The sequence below is a fragment of the Pseudomonas multiresinivorans genome (genome assembly GCF_012971725.1).
Taxonomy (GTDB): Bacteria; Pseudomonadota; Gammaproteobacteria; order Pseudomonadales; family Pseudomonadaceae; genus Pseudomonas; species Pseudomonas multiresinivorans.
In genome coordinates this window covers 1,397,734-1,414,573 of sequence record NZ_CP048833.1, presented here as the reverse complement: position 1 = coordinate 1,414,573, position 16,840 = coordinate 1,397,734, and the positions used below count along the sequence as shown (strand labels likewise).

General features: G+C 66.3%; 14 protein-coding genes. All 14 read left to right on the top strand.

Going from position 1 to position 16,840, the window contains the following annotated elements; translation table 11 throughout:
* The first annotated feature begins 211 nt into the window (after window positions 1-211).
* The 14 genes from purD (at window position 212) to ureC (ending at window position 16,585) form a co-directional block, all read left to right on the top strand.
* Window positions 212-1,501, top strand: a complete 1,290-nt coding sequence (purD, locus tag G4G71_RS06370) for a phosphoribosylamine--glycine ligase (RefSeq protein WP_169936246.1) — start codon at window positions 212-214, stop codon at window positions 1,499-1,501.
* 164 nt (window positions 1,502-1,665) lie between these two features.
* The gene (locus G4G71_RS06365; protein WP_476705405.1) at window positions 1,666-4,437 is read left to right on the top strand and encodes a hybrid sensor histidine kinase/response regulator; all 2,772 of its coding nucleotides are present in this window, start codon (window positions 1,666-1,668) and stop codon (window positions 4,435-4,437) included.
* A 439-nt stretch (window positions 4,438-4,876) separates the two neighbouring features.
* The gene (locus tag G4G71_RS06360) at window positions 4,877-5,470 is read left to right on the top strand and encodes a MarC family protein (protein WP_045216386.1); all 594 of its coding nucleotides are present in this window, start codon (window positions 4,877-4,879) and stop codon (window positions 5,468-5,470) included.
* 237 nt (window positions 5,471-5,707) lie between these two features.
* Window positions 5,708-6,976, top strand: coding sequence for an urea ABC transporter substrate-binding protein (gene urtA / locus G4G71_RS06355; protein ID WP_054906423.1), 1,269 nt, complete (start codon window positions 5,708-5,710; stop codon window positions 6,974-6,976).
* A 183-nt stretch (window positions 6,977-7,159) separates the two neighbouring features.
* Window positions 7,160-8,746: an urea ABC transporter permease subunit UrtB gene (gene urtB / locus G4G71_RS06350; protein WP_169936242.1), complete on the top strand. Its 1,587-nt coding sequence runs from the start codon at window positions 7,160-7,162 to the stop codon at window positions 8,744-8,746.
* Between the two features lie 148 nt (window positions 8,747-8,894).
* On the top strand, window positions 8,895-9,974 hold the full coding sequence (gene urtC, locus G4G71_RS06345) for an urea ABC transporter permease subunit UrtC (RefSeq protein WP_169936240.1): 1,080 nt from the start codon (window positions 8,895-8,897) through the stop codon (window positions 9,972-9,974).
* Entirely contained in the window at window positions 9,971-10,825 is an 855-nt protein-coding gene (urtD, locus tag G4G71_RS06340) for an urea ABC transporter ATP-binding protein UrtD (protein WP_169936238.1), read from the top strand. The genes urtC and urtD overlap by 4 nt, the downstream gene beginning before the upstream one ends.
* A gap of 152 nt (window positions 10,826-10,977) precedes the next feature.
* On the top strand, window positions 10,978-11,676 hold the full coding sequence (gene urtE, locus G4G71_RS06335) for an urea ABC transporter ATP-binding subunit UrtE (RefSeq protein WP_169936236.1): 699 nt from the start codon (window positions 10,978-10,980) through the stop codon (window positions 11,674-11,676).
* 233 nt (window positions 11,677-11,909) lie between these two features.
* Window positions 11,910-12,362 (top strand): GNAT family N-acetyltransferase, encoded by a 453-nt coding sequence (locus G4G71_RS06330; RefSeq protein ID WP_169936234.1) that lies wholly within the window; start codon window positions 11,910-11,912, stop codon window positions 12,360-12,362.
* A gap of 283 nt (window positions 12,363-12,645) precedes the next feature.
* On the top strand, window positions 12,646-13,479 hold the full coding sequence (locus G4G71_RS06325) for an urease accessory protein UreD (protein ID WP_169936232.1): 834 nt from the start codon (window positions 12,646-12,648) through the stop codon (window positions 13,477-13,479).
* 1 nt (window position 13,480) lies between these two features.
* Complete coding sequence (locus tag G4G71_RS06320) at window positions 13,481-13,783, top strand: urease subunit gamma (RefSeq protein ID WP_169936230.1); 303 nt, start codon at window positions 13,481-13,483, stop codon at window positions 13,781-13,783.
* A gap of 84 nt (window positions 13,784-13,867) precedes the next feature.
* Window positions 13,868-14,374 carry a GNAT family N-acetyltransferase gene (locus G4G71_RS06315; RefSeq protein ID WP_169936228.1) on the top strand — a complete coding sequence of 169 codons (507 nt, stop codon included), beginning with the start codon at window positions 13,868-13,870 and terminating at the stop codon, window positions 14,372-14,374.
* Window positions 14,371-14,676 carry an urease subunit beta gene (locus G4G71_RS06310; protein WP_169936226.1) on the top strand — a complete coding sequence of 102 codons (306 nt, stop codon included), beginning with the start codon at window positions 14,371-14,373 and terminating at the stop codon, window positions 14,674-14,676. The genes G4G71_RS06315 and G4G71_RS06310 overlap by 4 nt, the downstream gene beginning before the upstream one ends.
* A 208-nt stretch (window positions 14,677-14,884) precedes the next feature.
* Window positions 14,885-16,585, top strand: coding sequence for an urease subunit alpha (gene ureC, locus G4G71_RS06305; RefSeq protein ID WP_169936224.1), 1,701 nt, complete (start codon window positions 14,885-14,887; stop codon window positions 16,583-16,585).
* Window positions 16,586-16,840 lie beyond the last annotated feature (255 nt).

The window sequence follows — 16,840 nt, the reverse complement described above, 5'->3', positions numbered from 1 at the left end:
CTGCGGCGTTGCCCGGCCCTTCCCCCATGCTCATTGCCAGAAGGCAACTCCGCTGGGTGAAGGGCCGGGCGCCTTGCATCTGCAGGCCCGATCGCGCCCCTTGAGATCGGGTCGTTAAAAGCGTGATTCGGTCGTAGAGAATTCGTAGGTTGGGTGGAGCGAAGCGATACCCAACGATCCGGCAATGCCGGAACTGTTCAGGAGAACTCCAATGAACGTACTCATCATCGGCAGCGGCGGTCGCGAGCACGCGCTGGCCTGGAAGGTCGCGCAGGATTCGCGCGTACAGAAGGTCTTCGTCGCGCCGGGCAACGCCGGCACCGCCACCGAAGCCAAGTGCGAGAACGTCGCCATCGACGTGCTGGCCCTGGAAGAACTGGCTGATTTCGCCGCGAAGAACGTGCAGCTGACCATCGTCGGCCCCGAGGCACCGCTGGTCAAAGGCGTGGTCGACCTGTTCCGGTCGCGCGGCCTGGACATCTTCGGCCCCACCGCCGGCGCTGCCCAGCTGGAAGGCTCCAAGGCCTTCACCAAGGACTTCCTCGCGCGTCACCAGATCCCCACCGCCGACTACCAGAACTTCACCGAAGTCGAGCCGGCGCTGGCCTACCTGAAAGAGAAAGGCGCGCCCATCGTGATCAAGGCCGACGGCCTGGCCGCGGGCAAGGGCGTGATCGTCGCCATGACCCTGGCCGAAGCCGAGGAAGCCGTGCGCGACATGCTCGCCGGCAACGCCTTCGGTGACGCCGGTTCGCGCGTGGTGATCGAAGAGTTCCTCGACGGCGAGGAAGCCAGCTTCATCGTCATGGTCGACGGCCAGAACGTGCTGCCCATGGCCACCAGCCAGGACCACAAGCGCGTCGGCGACGGCGACAGCGGCCCGAACACCGGCGGCATGGGTGCCTACTCCCCCGCTCCGGTGGTGACCGCCGACGTGCACCAGCGCGTGATGGACGAAGTGATCTACCCGACCGTGCGCGGCATGGCCGAGGAAGGCAACGTCTACACCGGCTTCCTGTATGCCGGTCTGATGATCGACAAGAGCGGCAAGCCGAAGGTCATCGAGTTCAACTGCCGCTTCGGCGACCCGGAAACCCAGCCGATCATGGTGCGCCTGGAAAGCTCCCTGGTGCTGCTGGTCGAAGCTGCACTGGCCAAGGCGCTGGACAAGGTCGAAGCCACCTGGGACCCGCGTCCCACCGTGGGCGTGGTGATCGCCGCGGGCGGCTACCCGGGCGACTACGCCAAGGGTGACGTCATCGATGGCCTGGACGAAGCTGCCAAGCTCGACGGCAAGGTGTTCCACGCCGGCACCGCGCTCAAGGACGGCCAGATCGTCACCGCCGGCGGCCGCGTGCTGTGCGCCACTGCCATTGGCCCGACCGTTTCCTCCGCGCAGCAACAGGCTTACCGCCTGGCCGAGAAGATTCGCTGGAACGGCAGCTTCTACCGCACCGACATCGGTTATCGCGCCATCGCCCGCGAGCGCGGCGAAGGCTGATCCGACGGCCGGAGGCGTCCCTCGTCGGACGCCTCCGCTGCACCGGTCCCCGCGTGCACGGGTGGATTACGGCCTTCAGCACACTTGGCTATAATCCGCCCACTCACTACCGAAGGGACTTCGCCGTGCGTCGGCTCTGGACTGCCACAGGACTCCTCGTCAGCTTGCTGCTGGCCGCTCTGGTCTGTCTTCCGACCTACGCGGCAAGCCAGGATCCCGGCTGGTCCCAGCTCCACGACAGTGACGCCCGCCTGCAGCTGCAGGACGTGATCTCCCCGCGCTACCGCACCCTCTTCAGCCCCCTCGACATCAGCGACCTGCACGCCCCCGCCGGCCCCGGCGCGACCTGGCTGCACTTCCGTCTTCCAGCCAACGACGAGCCCCAGCAGCTGCGCCTGTTCGCACCGAGCCTGGACAGCTTCGAGATGTTCATCCTCGACGGGCAGAAGGTGCTCGAGCAGAAGAGCGCCGGCAACCTCTCCCCGGTGCAGCGCCCGCTGCTCAACAGTGACTTGGTAATCCCCCTGCGTGCCGCCGCTGAGCCGCTGGACCTCTACCTGCGCCTCGCCTCGACGATGCCGCTGCGGCCGAACATCAGCATCGAGGCCGCCGGCCAGCCGAGCAACGACCAGCGCCCGCTGCACTTCGGCGTGCTGATCGGCTGCCTGGCCATGCTGCTGGCCTACAACCTCGTGCGCTTCGCCTACACCCGCGTTGCCAGCGGACTGTGGCTGGCCGGCGTACACGCCAGCCTGCTGCTGGCCTGCCTCAATCTGTTCGGCCTGCTCAGCCCCTGGTACGGCAACAGCCAGTCGCTGCAACCGATGGCTGCCCTGGCCTGCCTGGTGGTGACGCTGTTCTGCGCGCTGGGCTATACCGCCAGCTTCTTCTCAGGCCTCAGCCCGCGCCTGCCGCTCAGGCGCCTGCTGCTGGGCGGCACCGCCGCGCTCGTGGTGCTGGGCGTCGCGCTCAACCTGCTGTTCTCCCTGTCCGTCAGCAGCCTGGTGTACGGGCTGATCACCCTGGTGACCCTGGGCATGCTCGGCGTTGCGGTCTACTACTGGATCCACGCCTACCGGCCGGCGCGCCTGTTCGCTATCGGCATGAGCCTCTTCGTCGTGATCTGGTGCCTGTGCCTGCCGTCGCTGCTGGGCTACGTGGCGACCCGTACCGACTGGCTCGGCAGCGGCCTGCTGGGGCTTTCGGCGGTGGTCGGCTTCCTGCTCAGCCTGGCCCTGGCCGAACGCCAGCGGAAAATCCAGAACGACCACTTCGCCGCCAGCCGCGTGCGTGCCGCCAACGTCGCCGAACTCAAGGCCAAGGGCGACTTCCTGGCCAAGATCAGCCACGAGATCCGCACCCCCATGAACGGCGTGCTGGGCATGACCGAGCTGCTGCTCGGCACCCCGCTCTCGGCCAAGCAGCGCGACTACGTGCAGACCATCCACAGTGCGGGCAACGAGTTGCTCTCGCTGATCAACGAGATCCTCGACATCTCCAAGCTGGAGTCCGGGCAGATCGAACTGGACGAGGTGCAGTTCGACCTCGGCGCGCTGATCGAGGACTGCCTGGCGATCTTCCGCGCCAAGGCCGAACAGCAGAAGGTCGAGCTGATCAGCTTCACCCAGCCGCAAGTGCCACGCATCATCAGTGGCGACCCGACGCGCCTGCGCCAGGCCGTGCTGAGCCTGCTGGACAATGCCTTCAAGCAGACCGACGAGGGCGAGATCCTCCTCGTCGTCGCCCTCGACGGCCCAGCGGAGCGCCCGCGCCTGCGCATTGCCGTGCAGGACAGCGGCCGCCCACTGGACAGCGCCGACCGCCAGGCCCTGCTCACTGCCGAACTGCACAGCCGCGACTTCCTCTCCGCCACCCGCATCAGCAGCCGCCTCGGCCTGATCATCGCGCGCCAGTTGATCCGTCTGATGTCGGGCGATTTTGGAATAGAGAGCGGCATCGAGAGCGGCAACAGCGCCGAAGGCGCGGGCAACCTGTTGTGGCTCAGCCTGCCACTGGACCCGCAGCAGATCGACCAGGCCGGCGCCGACCTCGATGGCCCACTGCAGGGCGCACGCCTGCTGGTGGTGGACGACAACCAGACCTGCCGCAAAGTGGTGGTGCAGCAGTGCAGCGCCTGGGGCATGAATGTCAGCGCGGTATCTTCGGGCAAGGAGGCGCTGGCTCAGTTGCGCACCAAAGCGCACCTGCGCGAGTACTTCGACGTGGTCCTGCTGGACCAGGACATGCCCGGTATGACCGGCATGCAACTGGCCACCAAGATCCAGGAAGACCCGAACCTCAACCACGACATCCTGCTGATCATGCTCACCGGCATCAGCAACGCACCGAGCAAGATCATCGCGCGCAACGCCGGGATCAAACGCATCCTGGCCAAGCCGGTGGCCGGCTATACGCTCAAGGCGACCTTGGCCGAAGAGCTGTCCCAGCGCGGGCCGAGCGGCGTGAGCAACTACCTCGGGGCGGCCAGCGAGCCGGTGTCCAACGTGCCGCCGAGCGACTTCCGCATCCTCGTCGCCGAGGACAACAGCATTTCCACCAAGGTCATCCGCGGCATGCTGAGCAAGCTCAACCTGCAACCGGATACCGCCAGCAATGGCGAGGAAGCCCTGGCCGCGATGAAGTCCACCCAGTACGACCTGGTGCTGATGGACTGCGAGATGCCGGTACTCGACGGCTTCTCCGCCACCGAGCGCCTGCGCGCCTGGGAAGCCAGCGAGCACCGCCCGCACACCCCGGTGGTGGCGCTCACCGCGCACATCCTCAGCGAGCACAAGGAGCGCGCGCGACTGGTGGGCATGGACGGGCACATGGCCAAGCCGGTGGAGCTGTCGCAACTGCGCGAGCTGGTGGCCTACTGGGTCGGCGAGCGTGATCGCCGCCTGCGCCAGCAGCAGAGCGACGCCCTTCCCTCCTGACTCCGGTATTTCGCACGGTTTATCCCTTGGCGTAGGAGCGGACTCCGTCCGCGATTGGCCCCCGGTGCGATGCGAAAACGATCGCGGACAAAGTCCGCTCCTACCCATGAATCAAACACCGTGCCGGGTTGCCAGATAGCCTTGTAGGAGCGAGCTTGCTCGCGAACCCGCTCAACTCTGATGCCGCCGGCAAGTCCGTTCGCGAGCAATGACGATGGCGTCCCCCTCGCTCCTGCAAGCACGGATCAAATCTGAGCGTAGGAGCGGACTCCGTCCGCGATTGGCCCCCGGCGCGATGCGGAATCGATCGCGGACAGAGTCCGCTCCTACCCACGATTCAGGCGTCGCGTGCGTGACTTGCCCCGCCGCAATGCCACCCGCCGCCCCACCCGCTATGCTTTGCCCAGCCGCGCCCTCTCAATCCGGACGAGTCGTTCCCATGCAAGCGATGTTCAGCGTGTACCTGAAGATGCTGGTGCTCTACAGCCCCTTCTTCGTGCTCTCCTGCTTCATCAGCCTGAACCGCGGCTTCGCCCCGCGCGACCGCAAGCGCATGGCCTGGCGCGTGGCCCTGGCGGCGCTGATCGCCAGCGTGTTGCTGTATCTGTTCGGCCGCTACATCTTCACGCTCTTCGGCATCACCGCCGACGCCTTCCGCATCGGCGCGGGCTCGGTGCTGTTCATCTCCGCCCTGGGCATGGCGCAAGGGCGCTCGGCAGTGCAGGCGGACAATGTGCAACAGGACGTCACCATCGTCCCGCTGACCATCCCCATCACCGTCGGCCCCGGCACCATCGGTGCGCTGCTGGTGATGGGCGTGAACCAGGACTGGGAGCACAAGCTGCTGGCCCTGGCGGCGATCTTCCTGGCCTGCCTGACCGTGGGTGTGACGCTCTACCTCTCCGACAAGATCGAGAAGGTCCTCGGCGAGCAGGGCCTGATGATCGTCAGCCGCCTGATGGGGCTGTTCGTCTGCGCCCTCGCCGCGCAGATCATCATGACCGGCGTGCGCGGCTACTTCATCCCGCAATGACGCGCCCCTTTGGGGAGCGCCGCGCACCATTTGGCGTTTGGCGCACCAAAGCTGCGCACTGAAAAACCTCACCAATACGACAGAAAATCGCGCGCACCCCATCTGCGCCAAGGCTTTTGCCTGTTTGGCACGGATGCTGCGATGGCAGCTTCGATCCCGCTCAAGGATCGCCCCATTTCCGGGGAAGCTGCCGCACCGGCAACTCCCCGCCCCTGGATAGCCAAGGAGGCTGCCGCGATGAAACGTCGTCCGCTGTTGCAAAGTACGCTGGCCGTGAGTGCCCTGCTGCTCACCGGTCTGTTCCCGTTCAGCACCCAGGCTGCCGAGACCATCAAGGTCGGCATCCTGCACTCGCTGTCCGGCACCATGGCGATCTCCGAGACCTCGCTCAAGGACATGGCGCTGATGACCATCGACGAGATCAACGCCAAGGGCGGAGTGAACGGCAAGAAGCTCGAAGCGGTGGTGGTCGACCCGGCCTCCAACTGGCCGCTGTTCGCCGAGAAGGCGCGCCAGCTGCTGACCCAGGACAAGGTCGCTGTGGTGTTTGGCTGCTGGACCAGCGTGTCGCGCAAGTCCGTGCTGCCGGTGTTCGAGGAACTCAACGGCCTGCTGTTCTACCCGGTGCAGTACGAGGGCGAGGAAATGTCGCCCAACGTCTTCTACACCGGCGCGGCACCGAACCAGCAGGCCATTCCGGCGGTGGAATACCTGATGAGCGAGGACGGCGGCGCCGCCAAGCGCTTCTTCCTGCTGGGCACCGACTACGTCTACCCGCGCACCACCAACAAGATCCTGCGCGCCTTCCTGCACAGCAAGGGCGTGGCCGACAAGGACATCCAGGAGGTCTACACGCCGTTCGGCCACAGCGACTACCAGACCATCGTCGCCGACATCAAGAAGTTCTCCGCCGGCGGCAAGACCGCGGTGATCTCCACCGTCAACGGCGACTCCAACGTGCCCTTCTACAAGGAGCTGGCCAACCAGGGCCTGGAAGCCACCGAAGTGCCGGTGGTGGCCTTCTCCGTGGGCGAGGAAGAACTGCGCGGCATCGACACCAAACCGCTGGTGGGCAACCTCGCCGCGTGGAACTACTTCGAGTCGGTGAAGAACCCGGAGAACACCAAGTTCGTCGCCGACTGGAAGGCCTACGCCAAGGCCAAGAACCTGCCCAACTACAGCACTGCCGTAACCAACGACCCGATGGAGGCCACCTACGTCGGCATCCACATGTGGGCGCAGGCCGTGCAGAAGGCCGGCAGCACCGACGTCGACAAGGTGCGCGAGGCCATGGGTGGGCAGACCTTCAAGGCGCCGTCGGGCTTCACCCTGACCATGGACAAGACCAACCACCATCTGCACAAGCCGGTGATGATCGGCGAGATCGAGGACAACGGTCAGTTCAACGTGGTCTGGAAGACCCCCGAGCCGATCCGCGCCCAGCCGTGGAGCCCGTTCATTCCGGGCAACGACAAGAAGCCGGATTACGCGGTGCGTAGTAACTGAGTGCCAGTCCGCAAAGTCACTCTCCCCAACCCTCTCCCTGAAGGGAGAGGGAGCCGTTCGGCGCGTAGCCGATAGCACGGCGCGGCCGGCCACTCCCGAGGCCGGCGGAACGTCCCCTCTCCCTTCAGGGAGAGGGACAGGGAGAGGGCAAAACGCCCACACGGCTGCCCAGGGAATACGCCAATGCCCACTGCCTTGCTTCACCTTTTCCGTCACATCGCCATTGCACTGGCCGCGCTGCTGCCACAGCTGGCCTTCGCCGGCCCCGCACAGGACTTCGCCAGCGCCGACAACGACGCCCGCGCGAAACTGCTCGAACAATGGGCCGCCGCACCCGACGCCGATCGCCTGCCCCTGCTGGAGGCCATCCAGTCCGGCCGCCTGGCCCTCGACGCGCAGAACCGCGCCTTCCTCCTGGGCGACGACCAGCAGTACCACGCCGCCGAGGGTGGCGCGGGACCGGTCGGTGAGCCCGACAAGCTGCGCCTGAACAACCGCCTGCGCGGCCTGGTGAACACCGCCATGGCCAGCCACCAGTTGGTCGCCGACAACGCCGAGGTGCGCCTGGAAGCCGCGCGGCAACTGCAGAAAAGCGCCCGCCCCGCGCAACGCACACTCCTCGAATACCGCCTCAACGAAGAGTCCGATGACGGCGTCAAGGCCGCGCTGCAACTGGCCCTGGCCAACCTGCAGCTGGCCGACCCGGCTCCCGCATTGCGCCTCTCCGCCGTACGCCTGCTCGGCGAATCCGGCGATCCGCAGGCACGCACCCGCCTGGAGAATCTCCTCGACCCGGCCGTCGAGCCTGACGAGTCCGTTCGCACCGCCGCCGCCACCAGCCTCGGCCAGGTGAAGCGCCGGCTGCTGATGGGTGACCTGTTCGGCCAGGCCTTCAGCGGTCTGTCGCTGGGCTCGATCCTGCTGCTCGCGGCCCTGGGCCTGGCGATCACCTACGGGCTGCTCGGCGTGATCAACATGGCCCACGGCGAGATGCTGATGCTCGGCGCCTACTCCACCTACGTGGTGCAGTTGCTCTGCCAGCGTTACGCGCCCGGCGTGCTGGAGCTGTACCCGCTGCTGGCCTTGCCGGTGGCCTTCGTGGTCACCGCGTGCATCGGCATGGCACTGGAGCGCACGGTGATCCGCCATCTCTACGGCCGCCCGCTGGAGACCCTGCTTGCCACCTGGGGCATCAGCTTGGTGCTGATCCAGCTGGTACGCGTGCTGTTCGGCGCGCAGAACGTCGAGGTCGCCAACCCGGCGTGGTTGTCCGGTGGCATCCAGGTGCTGCCCAACCTCGTGCTGCCGTGGAACCGCATCGTCATCATCGGCTTCGCGCTGTTCGTGCTCGCGCTCACCTGGCTGCTGCTCAACCGCACACGGCTTGGTCTGAACGTGCGCGCCGTCACCCAGAACCGCAACATGGCCGCCTGCTGCGGCGTGCCCACCGGCCGCGTGGACATGCTCGCCTTCGGCCTCGGTTCGGGCATCGCCGGGCTGGGCGGTGTGGCGCTGTCGCAGGTCGGCAACGTCGGCCCGGACCTGGGCCAGAGCTACATCATCGACTCCTTCCTGGTGGTGGTGCTCGGCGGTGTTGGCCAGCTCGCCGGCAGCGTGTTCGCCGCCTTCGGCCTGGGCGTGGCGAACAAGATCCTCGAACCGCAGATCGGCGCGGTGCTGGGCAAGATCCTGATCCTCGCGCTGATCATCCTGTTCATCCAGAAACGTCCGCAGGGGCTCTTCGCTCTGAAAGGGAGGGTCATCGATTGATGAAAACATCCATGTTCGAACTGAATGTTCTTCGTAGGACCGAGGGGGGCGCCTTAGCCCTTGCTCGCGAACAGCCCCCGCAGCGAAAGCGTTCGCGAGCAAGCTCGCTCCTACAAGGTACGCCCGCCCACCGTGGAGGGATGCACCCATGAACCAGCCACTCACCGTGACGGCCGCGCAGAAGGCCGGCCCGAAACTCACCGCCGGCATCGTCGGCGCCGCGCTCGTCGCGCTGCTGATCCTGCCGCTGCTGCACCTGCTGCCGGAAAGCAACGCGCTACACCTGTCCGCCTACGGGCTGACGCTCACCGGCAAGATCCTCTGCTACGCCATCGTCGCGCTGGCGCTGGACCTGGTCTGGGGCTACGCCGGCCTGCTGTCCCTCGGGCACGGGTTGTTCTTCGCGCTGGGCGGCTACGCCATGGGCATGTACCTGATGCGCGAGGCGGCCGGCGACCAGTTGCCCGCTTTCATGACCTTCCTCTCCTGGACGGAACTGCCCTGGTACTGGGCCGGCACCCAGCACTTCCTCTGGGCCCTGTGCCTGGTGGTGCTGGCGCCAGGACTGCTGGCCCTGGTGTTCGGCTTCTTCGCCTTCCGTTCGCGGATCAAGGGCGTGTACTTCTCGATCATGACCCAGGCGCTGACCTTCGCCGGCATGTTGCTGTTCTTCCGCAACGAGACCGGCTTCGGCGGCAACAACGGCTTCACCAACTTCCGCAGCATCCTCGGCTTTCCGATCACCGCGCCGGGCACGCGGGTGGCGCTGTTCATCGCCATCGTCGTGCTGCTGGCGGCCAGCCTCGCGGTCGGTTTCGCCCTGGCACGCAGCAAGTTCGGCCGGGTGCTCACCGCCCTGCGCGACGCGGAGAACCGCCTGATGTTCTGCGGCTACGACCCACGCGGCTACAAGCTGTTCGTCTGGACCCTGAGTGCCGTGATTTGCGGCCTGGCCGGCGCGTTGTTCGTACCGCTGGTGGGCATCATCAACCCCAGCGAGATGTCGCCGACCAACTCCATCGAGGCCGCCGTATGGGTCGCCCTCGGCGGCCGCGGCACGCTGATCGGCCCGCTGCTCGGCGCCGGCGTGGTGAACGGCGCGAAGAGCTGGTTCACCGTGGCCTTCCCCGAGTACTGGCTGTTCTTCCTCGGCGCGCTGTTCATCCTCGTCACCCTGTACCTGCCGCGCGGCATCCTCGGCCTGATCAAGCGGGAGAAAGAGCAATGAGAGCGGTCCCCCACCTGATGCTGGAACCAGCCTACGATCCCAACCGTGACCCCGGCGCCAGCCGCGATGCCATCGGCCTCGGTTCGAGCGCCAGCGGCCAGCTGGACGTGCGCCACGGCACCATCCTCACCCTGGAAGACATCAACGTCAGCTTCGACGGCTTCCGTGCCCTGCGCGACCTGACGCTGTACATCGGCGTCGGCGAGTTGCGCTGCATCATCGGCCCCAACGGCGCGGGCAAGACCACGCTGATGGACGTGATCACCGGCAAGACCCGCCCGGACAACGGCAAGGCCTACTTCGGCGAAACCCTCGACCTGACCCGCATGAGCGAGGTGGAAATCGCCCAGGCCGGCATCGGCCGCAAGTTCCAGAAACCCACGGTGTTCGAGGCGCTTTCGGTGTTCGAGAACCTGGAGCTCGCGCAGAAGACTGACAAATCGGTGTGGGCCAGCCTGAAGGCGAAGCTGTCCGGCGAGCAGAAGGACCGCATTGAGGAAGTCCTCACCACCATCCGCCTGCGCGAGTCGCGCAACCGTCCAGCCGGGCTGCTCTCCCACGGGCAGAAGCAGTTCCTGGAGATCGGCATGCTGCTGGTGCAGGAGCCGCAACTCCTGCTGCTGGACGAGCCGGTGGCGGGCATGACCGATGCCGAGACCGAATTCACCGCCGAGCTGCTCAAGTCCCTCGCCGGCAAGCATTCGCTGATGGTGGTGGAGCACGACATGGGCTTCGTCGGCAGCATCGCCGACCACGTCAGCGTGCTGCACCAGGGGCATGTGCTGGCCGAGGGTTCGCTGGAAGAAGTGCAGGCCAATGAACAGGTAATCGAGGTTTATCTGGGGCGCTGACGGCTCACGGCACAGCATGGGTATCGCTGCGCTCCACCCATCCTACGGATGCATTTCGCCGGGAAGTACGGCGTAGGTTGGCGTGGAGCGCAGCGATACCCAACAGCTCTCGATGCACGGCAGCCGTACACGACACATCAAGGAACAAGCACATGCTGCAAGTCGACAAGCTCCACCAGTACTACGGCGGCAGCCACATCCTCCGTGGCCTGTCGTTCGATGCGAAGATCGGCGAGGTCACCTGCCTGCTCGGGCGCAACGGCGTCGGCAAGACGACCCTGCTGCGCTGCCTGATGGGCCTGGTGCCGGCCAAGGAAGGCAAGGTCAGTTGGGAAGGCAAGCCGATCACCGGGTTCAAGCCGCACCAGCGCGTACACGCCGGCATCGCCTACGTGCCGCAGGGGCGGGAAATCTTCCCCCGGCTGACGGTGGAGGAAAACCTGCTGATGGGCTTGTCGCGCTTCGGCGCCAGCCAGGCCAAGGCGGTGCCCGAGCACATCTACGAGCTGTTCCCGGTGCTCAAGGAAATGAAGCAGCGCCGCGGCGGCGACCTCTCCGGCGGCCAGCAGCAACAGCTGGCCATCGGCCGCGCGCTGGCCAGCAAGCCGCGCCTGCTGATCCTCGACGAACCCACCGAAGGCATCCAGCCCTCGGTGATCAAGGAGATCGGCGCGGTGATCCGCAAGCTCGCCCAGCGCGGCGACATGGCCATCCTGCTGGTGGAGCAGTTCTACGACTTCGCCGCGGAGCTGGCCGACCAGTACCTGGTGATGTCGCGCGGGGAAATCGTCCAGCAGGGGCGCGGTGTGGACATGGAAGCCGAGGGTGTGCGAGGGCTGGTGACCATCTGAGGCGACGGCATTCTGCGCCGGTTCGCGAGCAAGCTCGCTCCTACAGGTCGGGCCTGCATGCTCTTTGTAGGAGCGAGCTTGTGACCCACAGGGATGTGGGGAATGCCGTTATCCGTAGGGAACGAATTCGGCCTCGCGAACCACGCCCGACGCCGAGACGACCTGTCACTGGCGCATGACGGCGGCCAGTGGCAAGCTGCCAGGCCCCGTATTCGTTTTTTCTGGAGTTCGACATGCCCCTCGTCCTGCGTCCCGCCGTCAATGACGACGCCGGATTCGCCGCAGTCTGCGTGGCAGCCGCCTATGCACAGTGGATTCCCACCCTCGGCCGCAAGCCGGGGCCGATGCTGGATGACTACCACGCGATCATCGCCGAGGACCGCGTGCTCATCGCCGAACAGGACGACGTCCCCGTCGGCCTGCTGGTGATGCGCGAGACCGACGAAGGCTTCCTGCTCGACAACATTGCCGTGCTGCCCGAGTGCGCCGGCCAGGGCATCGGCCGCACCCTGCTGATCCATGCCGAGGAAACCGCCGCGCAATTGGGTTACGCGTCGTTGTACCTCTATACCAACGAGCGGATGACCGAGAACATCGAGTTGTACGCGAAGAATGGCTACCAGGAATACGCGCGCAAGGTCGAGAACGGTTTCCGCCGGGTGTACATGCGCAAGCAGCTGGGCTGAGCCAAGGCTCTTGTAGGAGCGGATTCATCCGCGATCGGCTCGGCTCCGCGCGGGGGTGAATCAATCGCGGATGAATCCGCTCCTACGCACCATTTGCGCGCACGCCTAGCGATAACGCACCGCAACCGCGCCCATACCTGACCGACCGGACAATCGCCTCCGTCAACGCCAATTCCGCGCCATACCTGAGCTGCACAAAGCCAGGCAGTGGCCACGCACTATCCTGGCGCATCCCGGCACGGTGCTTGCTCTGTCGTGTGCATCCTTCGTTTCGAAGCTGCCCATGAACGCACCGGCCACCCTCTTCCACCCTGCCTGGCACGCGGAGCTCGAGCTGGCTTATGCCCGCGTCGACGACTGCACGCGCCCAGTCACACGAAGGCATCTCGGCCCGTTGCGGGTGCAGAAGCACCTGTACGCGGAAGGGCCGCAGGTCTGCCAGCACATCGTGGTACACCCGCCCGGCGGCATCGCTGGCGGCGACACGCTGAACCTCGATATCCACGCTGGCGCGCACAGTTGGGCACAGCTCACCAGCCCCGGCGCGGCCAAGTGGTACCGCGCCGCGTGCCCGGCACGCCAGCACCTGGATATCCGTGTGGCGGCAGGCGCCACGCTGGAATGGCTGCCGCTGGAAACCATCGTCTACTCCGGCGCCCAGGCGGAGCTGACTACCTGCATCGATCTCGAAAACGACGCCCGGCTGTTCTACTGGGACATGGTCGCCCTCGGCCGCCCGGCCAGTGGCGAACGCTTCGACAACGGCCATTTCGCCGCCGCGCTGGACATCCGCCGCGACGGCCAACGCCTGTGGCACGAACGCCAGCGCGTGAACGGCGGCGATCGCCTGCTCGACTCGCCCATCGGCCTGGCCGGCCATCCGGTACTGGCCACGCTGATCGCCAGCGGGCAGATCGACGCGACGCTCATCGAAGCCTGCCGCGCCATCCCCTGCCAGGGACGCGGCAATCTCACGCAACTGCCCGGCCTGGTGGTCGCCCGCTGCCTCGCCCACGAGGCGCTGCACGCCCGCGCCTGGCTCATCGAACTCTGGCGCCGGCTGCGGCCCGCGCTGCTCGGCCGCAAGGCCGTTCCTCCCCGAATCTGGAGCACCTGAGATGGATTTGACCCCTCGCGAGAAGGACAAGCTGCTGATCTTCACCGCCGGCCTGGTCGCCGAGCGCCGCCTCGCCCGCGGGGTGAAACTCAATTACCCGGAAGCCATCGCGCTGATCTCCGCCGCGCTGCTCGAAGGCGCGCGGGATGGCCGGACGGTCGCCGACCTGATGCACTACGGCACCACGCTGCTCACCCGCGAACAGGTGATGGAGGGTGTGCCGGAAATGATCCCGGAGATCCAGGTGGAAGCGACCTTCCCCGACGGGACCAAACTGGTCACCGTGCACCAACCCATTGCCTGATCGCCCGCCCCCATGACCCAGGGTGCGGCGACAATGGCGGATGAAGCACTGCGCTGCATTCGCCCACCGTACAGAGGAACCGCCATGCTCATCCGCGACGCCAGCCAAGCCGACCTCGGCAGTCTGCGCGACATCTACAACGACGCCGTACTCAATACCACCGCGATCTGGAACGAGATCGCCATCGACCTGGAAAACCGCCGCCAATGGCTGGAACTGCGTGCGCAGCAGGGCTTCCCGGTGCTGGTGGCCGAGGACGCAGGTGAAGTGGTGGGCTACGCCAGCTACGGCCCGTGGCGCGCCTTCGAGGGCTTTCGCGAAACCGTCGAGCATTCGGTCTACGTGCGCGCCGACCAGCGCGGCAAGGGCCTCGGCCCGATCCTGATGCAGGCGCTGATCGAGCGCGCCCGCGCCCAGGGACTGCATGTGATGGTCGCGGCCATCGAGAGCGGCAACGCGGCGTCGATCCGCCTGCACGAACGCCTGGGCTTCGTCACCAGCGGGCAGATGCCGCAGGTGGGCCAGAAGTTCGGCCGCTGGCTGGACCTGACCTTCATGCAACTGATCCTCGACCCACGGAGCGCTCCATGACCCCAGGCGAATACGACATCCAGCCCGGCGAGATCGAACTCAACGCCGGCCGCCGCACGCTGGGCCTGACGGTGGCCAACAGCGGCGACCGGCCGATCCAGGTCGGCTCGCACTACCACTTCTTCGAGACCAACGACGCGCTGCTGTTCGACCGCGACGCGGCCCGTGGCATGCGCCTGAACATCCCGGCCGGCACTGCGGTGCGCTTCGAGCCGGGGCAGAGTCGTGAGGTGGAGTTGGTGGAGCTGGCGGGCGAGCGGAAGGTTTATGGATTTGCAGGACGGGTGATGGGGGCGTTGTGAGTCCGTGCCAGGAAAAGCGCCCTCTCCCTAACCCTGGCTACGCGCCCCGCTCCGAAGGGAGAGGGGACCGAACGGTGCAGGATGAATCCATAGCGTCAGCCGGCACGGACAGCTCCCTCTCCCTTCAGGGAGAGGGCGGGGGAGAGGGTTGAGCCTCTGCACAAAACCCAGGAAAAAACTGAATGACGCCAGCCGCCAAGGAGCCCCGATGAAGATCAGCAGACAAGCCTACGCCGACATGTTCGGCCCCACCGTCGGCGACCGCGTGCGCCTGGCCGATACCAACCTGTGGATCGAAGTGGAGCAGGACTTCACCATCTACGGCGAGGAAGTGAAATTCGGCGGCGGCAAAGTCATCCGCGACGGCATGGGCCAGGGTCAGCGCTGCGCTGCCGAAGTGGTCGACACGGTGATCACCAACGCGCTGATCATCGACCACTGGGGTATCGTCAAGGCCGACGTAGGTTTGAAGCACGGGCGCATCGCTGCCATCGGCAAGGCCGGCAACCCGGACATCCAGCCCGGCGTCACCATCGCCCTGGGCGCCAGCACCGAAGTGATCGCCGGCGAAGGCATGATCCTCACCGCCGGTGGCATCGACACGCACATCCACTTCATCTGCCCGCAGCAGATCGAAGAGGCGTTGATGAGCGGCGTGACCACCATGATCGGCGGCGGCACCGGGCCGGCCACCGGCACCAACGCCACCACCTGCACCTCCGGCCCATGGCACATGGCGCGCATGCTCCAGGCCGCCGATGCCTTCCCGATGAACATTGGCTTCACCGGCAAGGGCAACGCCAGCCTGCCGCTGCCGCTGGAGGAGCAGGTGCGCGCTGGCGCCATCGGCCTGAAGCTGCACGAGGACTGGGGCACCACCCCGGCGGCGATCGACAACTGCCTCTCCGTGGCCGACCGCCTCGACGTGCAGGTGGCGATCCACACCGACACGCTCAACGAGTCCGGCTTCGTCGAAACCACCCTGGCCGCGTTCAAGGGCCGCACCATCCACACCTACCACACCGAAGGCGCCGGCGGCGGCCACGCGCCGGACATCATCAAGGCCTGTGGCTTCGCCAACGTGCTGCCCAGCTCGACCAACCCGACCCGGCCGTTCACCCGCAACACCATCGACGAACACCTGGACATGCTCATGGTCTGCCACCACCTGGACCCGAGCATCGCCGAGGACGTGGCCTTCGCCGAGTCACGCATTCGCCGCGAGACCATTGCCGCCGAGGACATCCTCCACGACCTCGGCGCCTTCAGCATGATCAGCTCCGACAGCCAGGCCATGGGCCGCGTCGGCGAAGTGATCACACGCACCTGGCAGACCGCCGACAAGATGAAGAAGCAGCGCGGCGCGCTGGAGGGCGACGGTGCGCGCAACGACAACTTCCGCGCCAAGCGCTACATCGCCAAGTACACCATCAACCCGGCAATCACCCACGGCGTGGCCCATGAAGTGGGCTCCATCGAAGTGGGCAAGCTGGCCGACCTGGTGCTCTGGCGCCCGGCCTTCTTCGGCGTGAAGCCAAGCCTGATCCTCAAGGGCGGCGCCATCGCCGCGAGCCTGATGGGCGACGCCAACGCTTCGATCCCGACGCCGCAGCCGGTGCACTACCGGCCGATGTTTGCCAGCTACGCCGGCAGCCGCCACGCCACCTGTTTGACCTTCATCAGCCAGGCCGCTTTCGATTTGGGCGTGCACCACGAACTGGGCCTGCGCAAAGCCATCGGTGTGGTGAGGGGCTGCCGCAGCGTGCAGAAGACCGACCTGATCCACAACGCTTACCTGCCGCATATCGAGGTGGACGCGCAGAACTACCAGGTGCGCGCGGACGGGCAATTGCTGTGGTGCGAACCGGCCGATGTGCTGCCGATGGCGCAGCGGTACTTTCTCTTCTGAAGAGCGGCTGTTCTGATGGAGTCCCTCGACGCGGCACGCCCGCGTACCGAGCGCAATGCCCGGTACGCGAATGTCCATTGCCATATATCAAGCTTTTCCCGATCCCTCCCGCCGCATTACCCCGATTAAGACTCGTCTTATTCGGCTGACTGAACACCGGCTGAACAATGAGCCCACTGATCCAGCGCGCCCCTCCGCAGCTGGACGGGCAGGGCTCTGAAGTCCGGAGTGCTGCCCTCCCCTTGCCTGATGCGA

What these genes read in the sequence shown, in the direction of transcription:
- urtA (WP_054906423.1), top strand. Translation starts at nt 5,708, where the DNA reads ATGAAACGTCGTCCGCTGTTGCAAAGTACGCTGGCCGTGAGTGCCCTG.
- G4G71_RS06360 (WP_045216386.1), top strand. Translation starts at nt 4,877, where the DNA reads ATGCAAGCGATGTTCAGCGTGTACCTGAAGATGCTGGTGCTCTACAGC.
- purD (WP_169936246.1), top strand. Translation starts at nt 212, where the DNA reads ATGAACGTACTCATCATCGGCAGCGGCGGTCGCGAGCACGCGCTGGCC.
- urtD (WP_169936238.1), top strand. Translation starts at nt 9,971, where the DNA reads ATGAGAGCGGTCCCCCACCTGATGCTGGAACCAGCCTACGATCCCAAC.
- G4G71_RS06320 (WP_169936230.1), top strand. Translation starts at nt 13,481, where the DNA reads ATGGATTTGACCCCTCGCGAGAAGGACAAGCTGCTGATCTTCACCGCC.
- ureC (WP_169936224.1), top strand. Translation starts at nt 14,885, where the DNA reads ATGAAGATCAGCAGACAAGCCTACGCCGACATGTTCGGCCCCACCGTC.
- urtC (WP_169936240.1), top strand. Translation starts at nt 8,895, where the DNA reads ATGAACCAGCCACTCACCGTGACGGCCGCGCAGAAGGCCGGCCCGAAA.
- urtB (WP_169936242.1), top strand. Translation starts at nt 7,160, where the DNA reads ATGCCCACTGCCTTGCTTCACCTTTTCCGTCACATCGCCATTGCACTG.
- urtE (WP_169936236.1), top strand. Translation starts at nt 10,978, where the DNA reads ATGCTGCAAGTCGACAAGCTCCACCAGTACTACGGCGGCAGCCACATC.
- G4G71_RS06325 (WP_169936232.1), top strand. Translation starts at nt 12,646, where the DNA reads ATGAACGCACCGGCCACCCTCTTCCACCCTGCCTGGCACGCGGAGCTC.
- G4G71_RS06310 (WP_169936226.1), top strand. Translation starts at nt 14,371, where the DNA reads ATGACCCCAGGCGAATACGACATCCAGCCCGGCGAGATCGAACTCAAC.
- G4G71_RS06315 (WP_169936228.1), top strand. Translation starts at nt 13,868, where the DNA reads ATGCTCATCCGCGACGCCAGCCAAGCCGACCTCGGCAGTCTGCGCGAC.
- G4G71_RS06330 (WP_169936234.1), top strand. Translation starts at nt 11,910, where the DNA reads ATGCCCCTCGTCCTGCGTCCCGCCGTCAATGACGACGCCGGATTCGCC.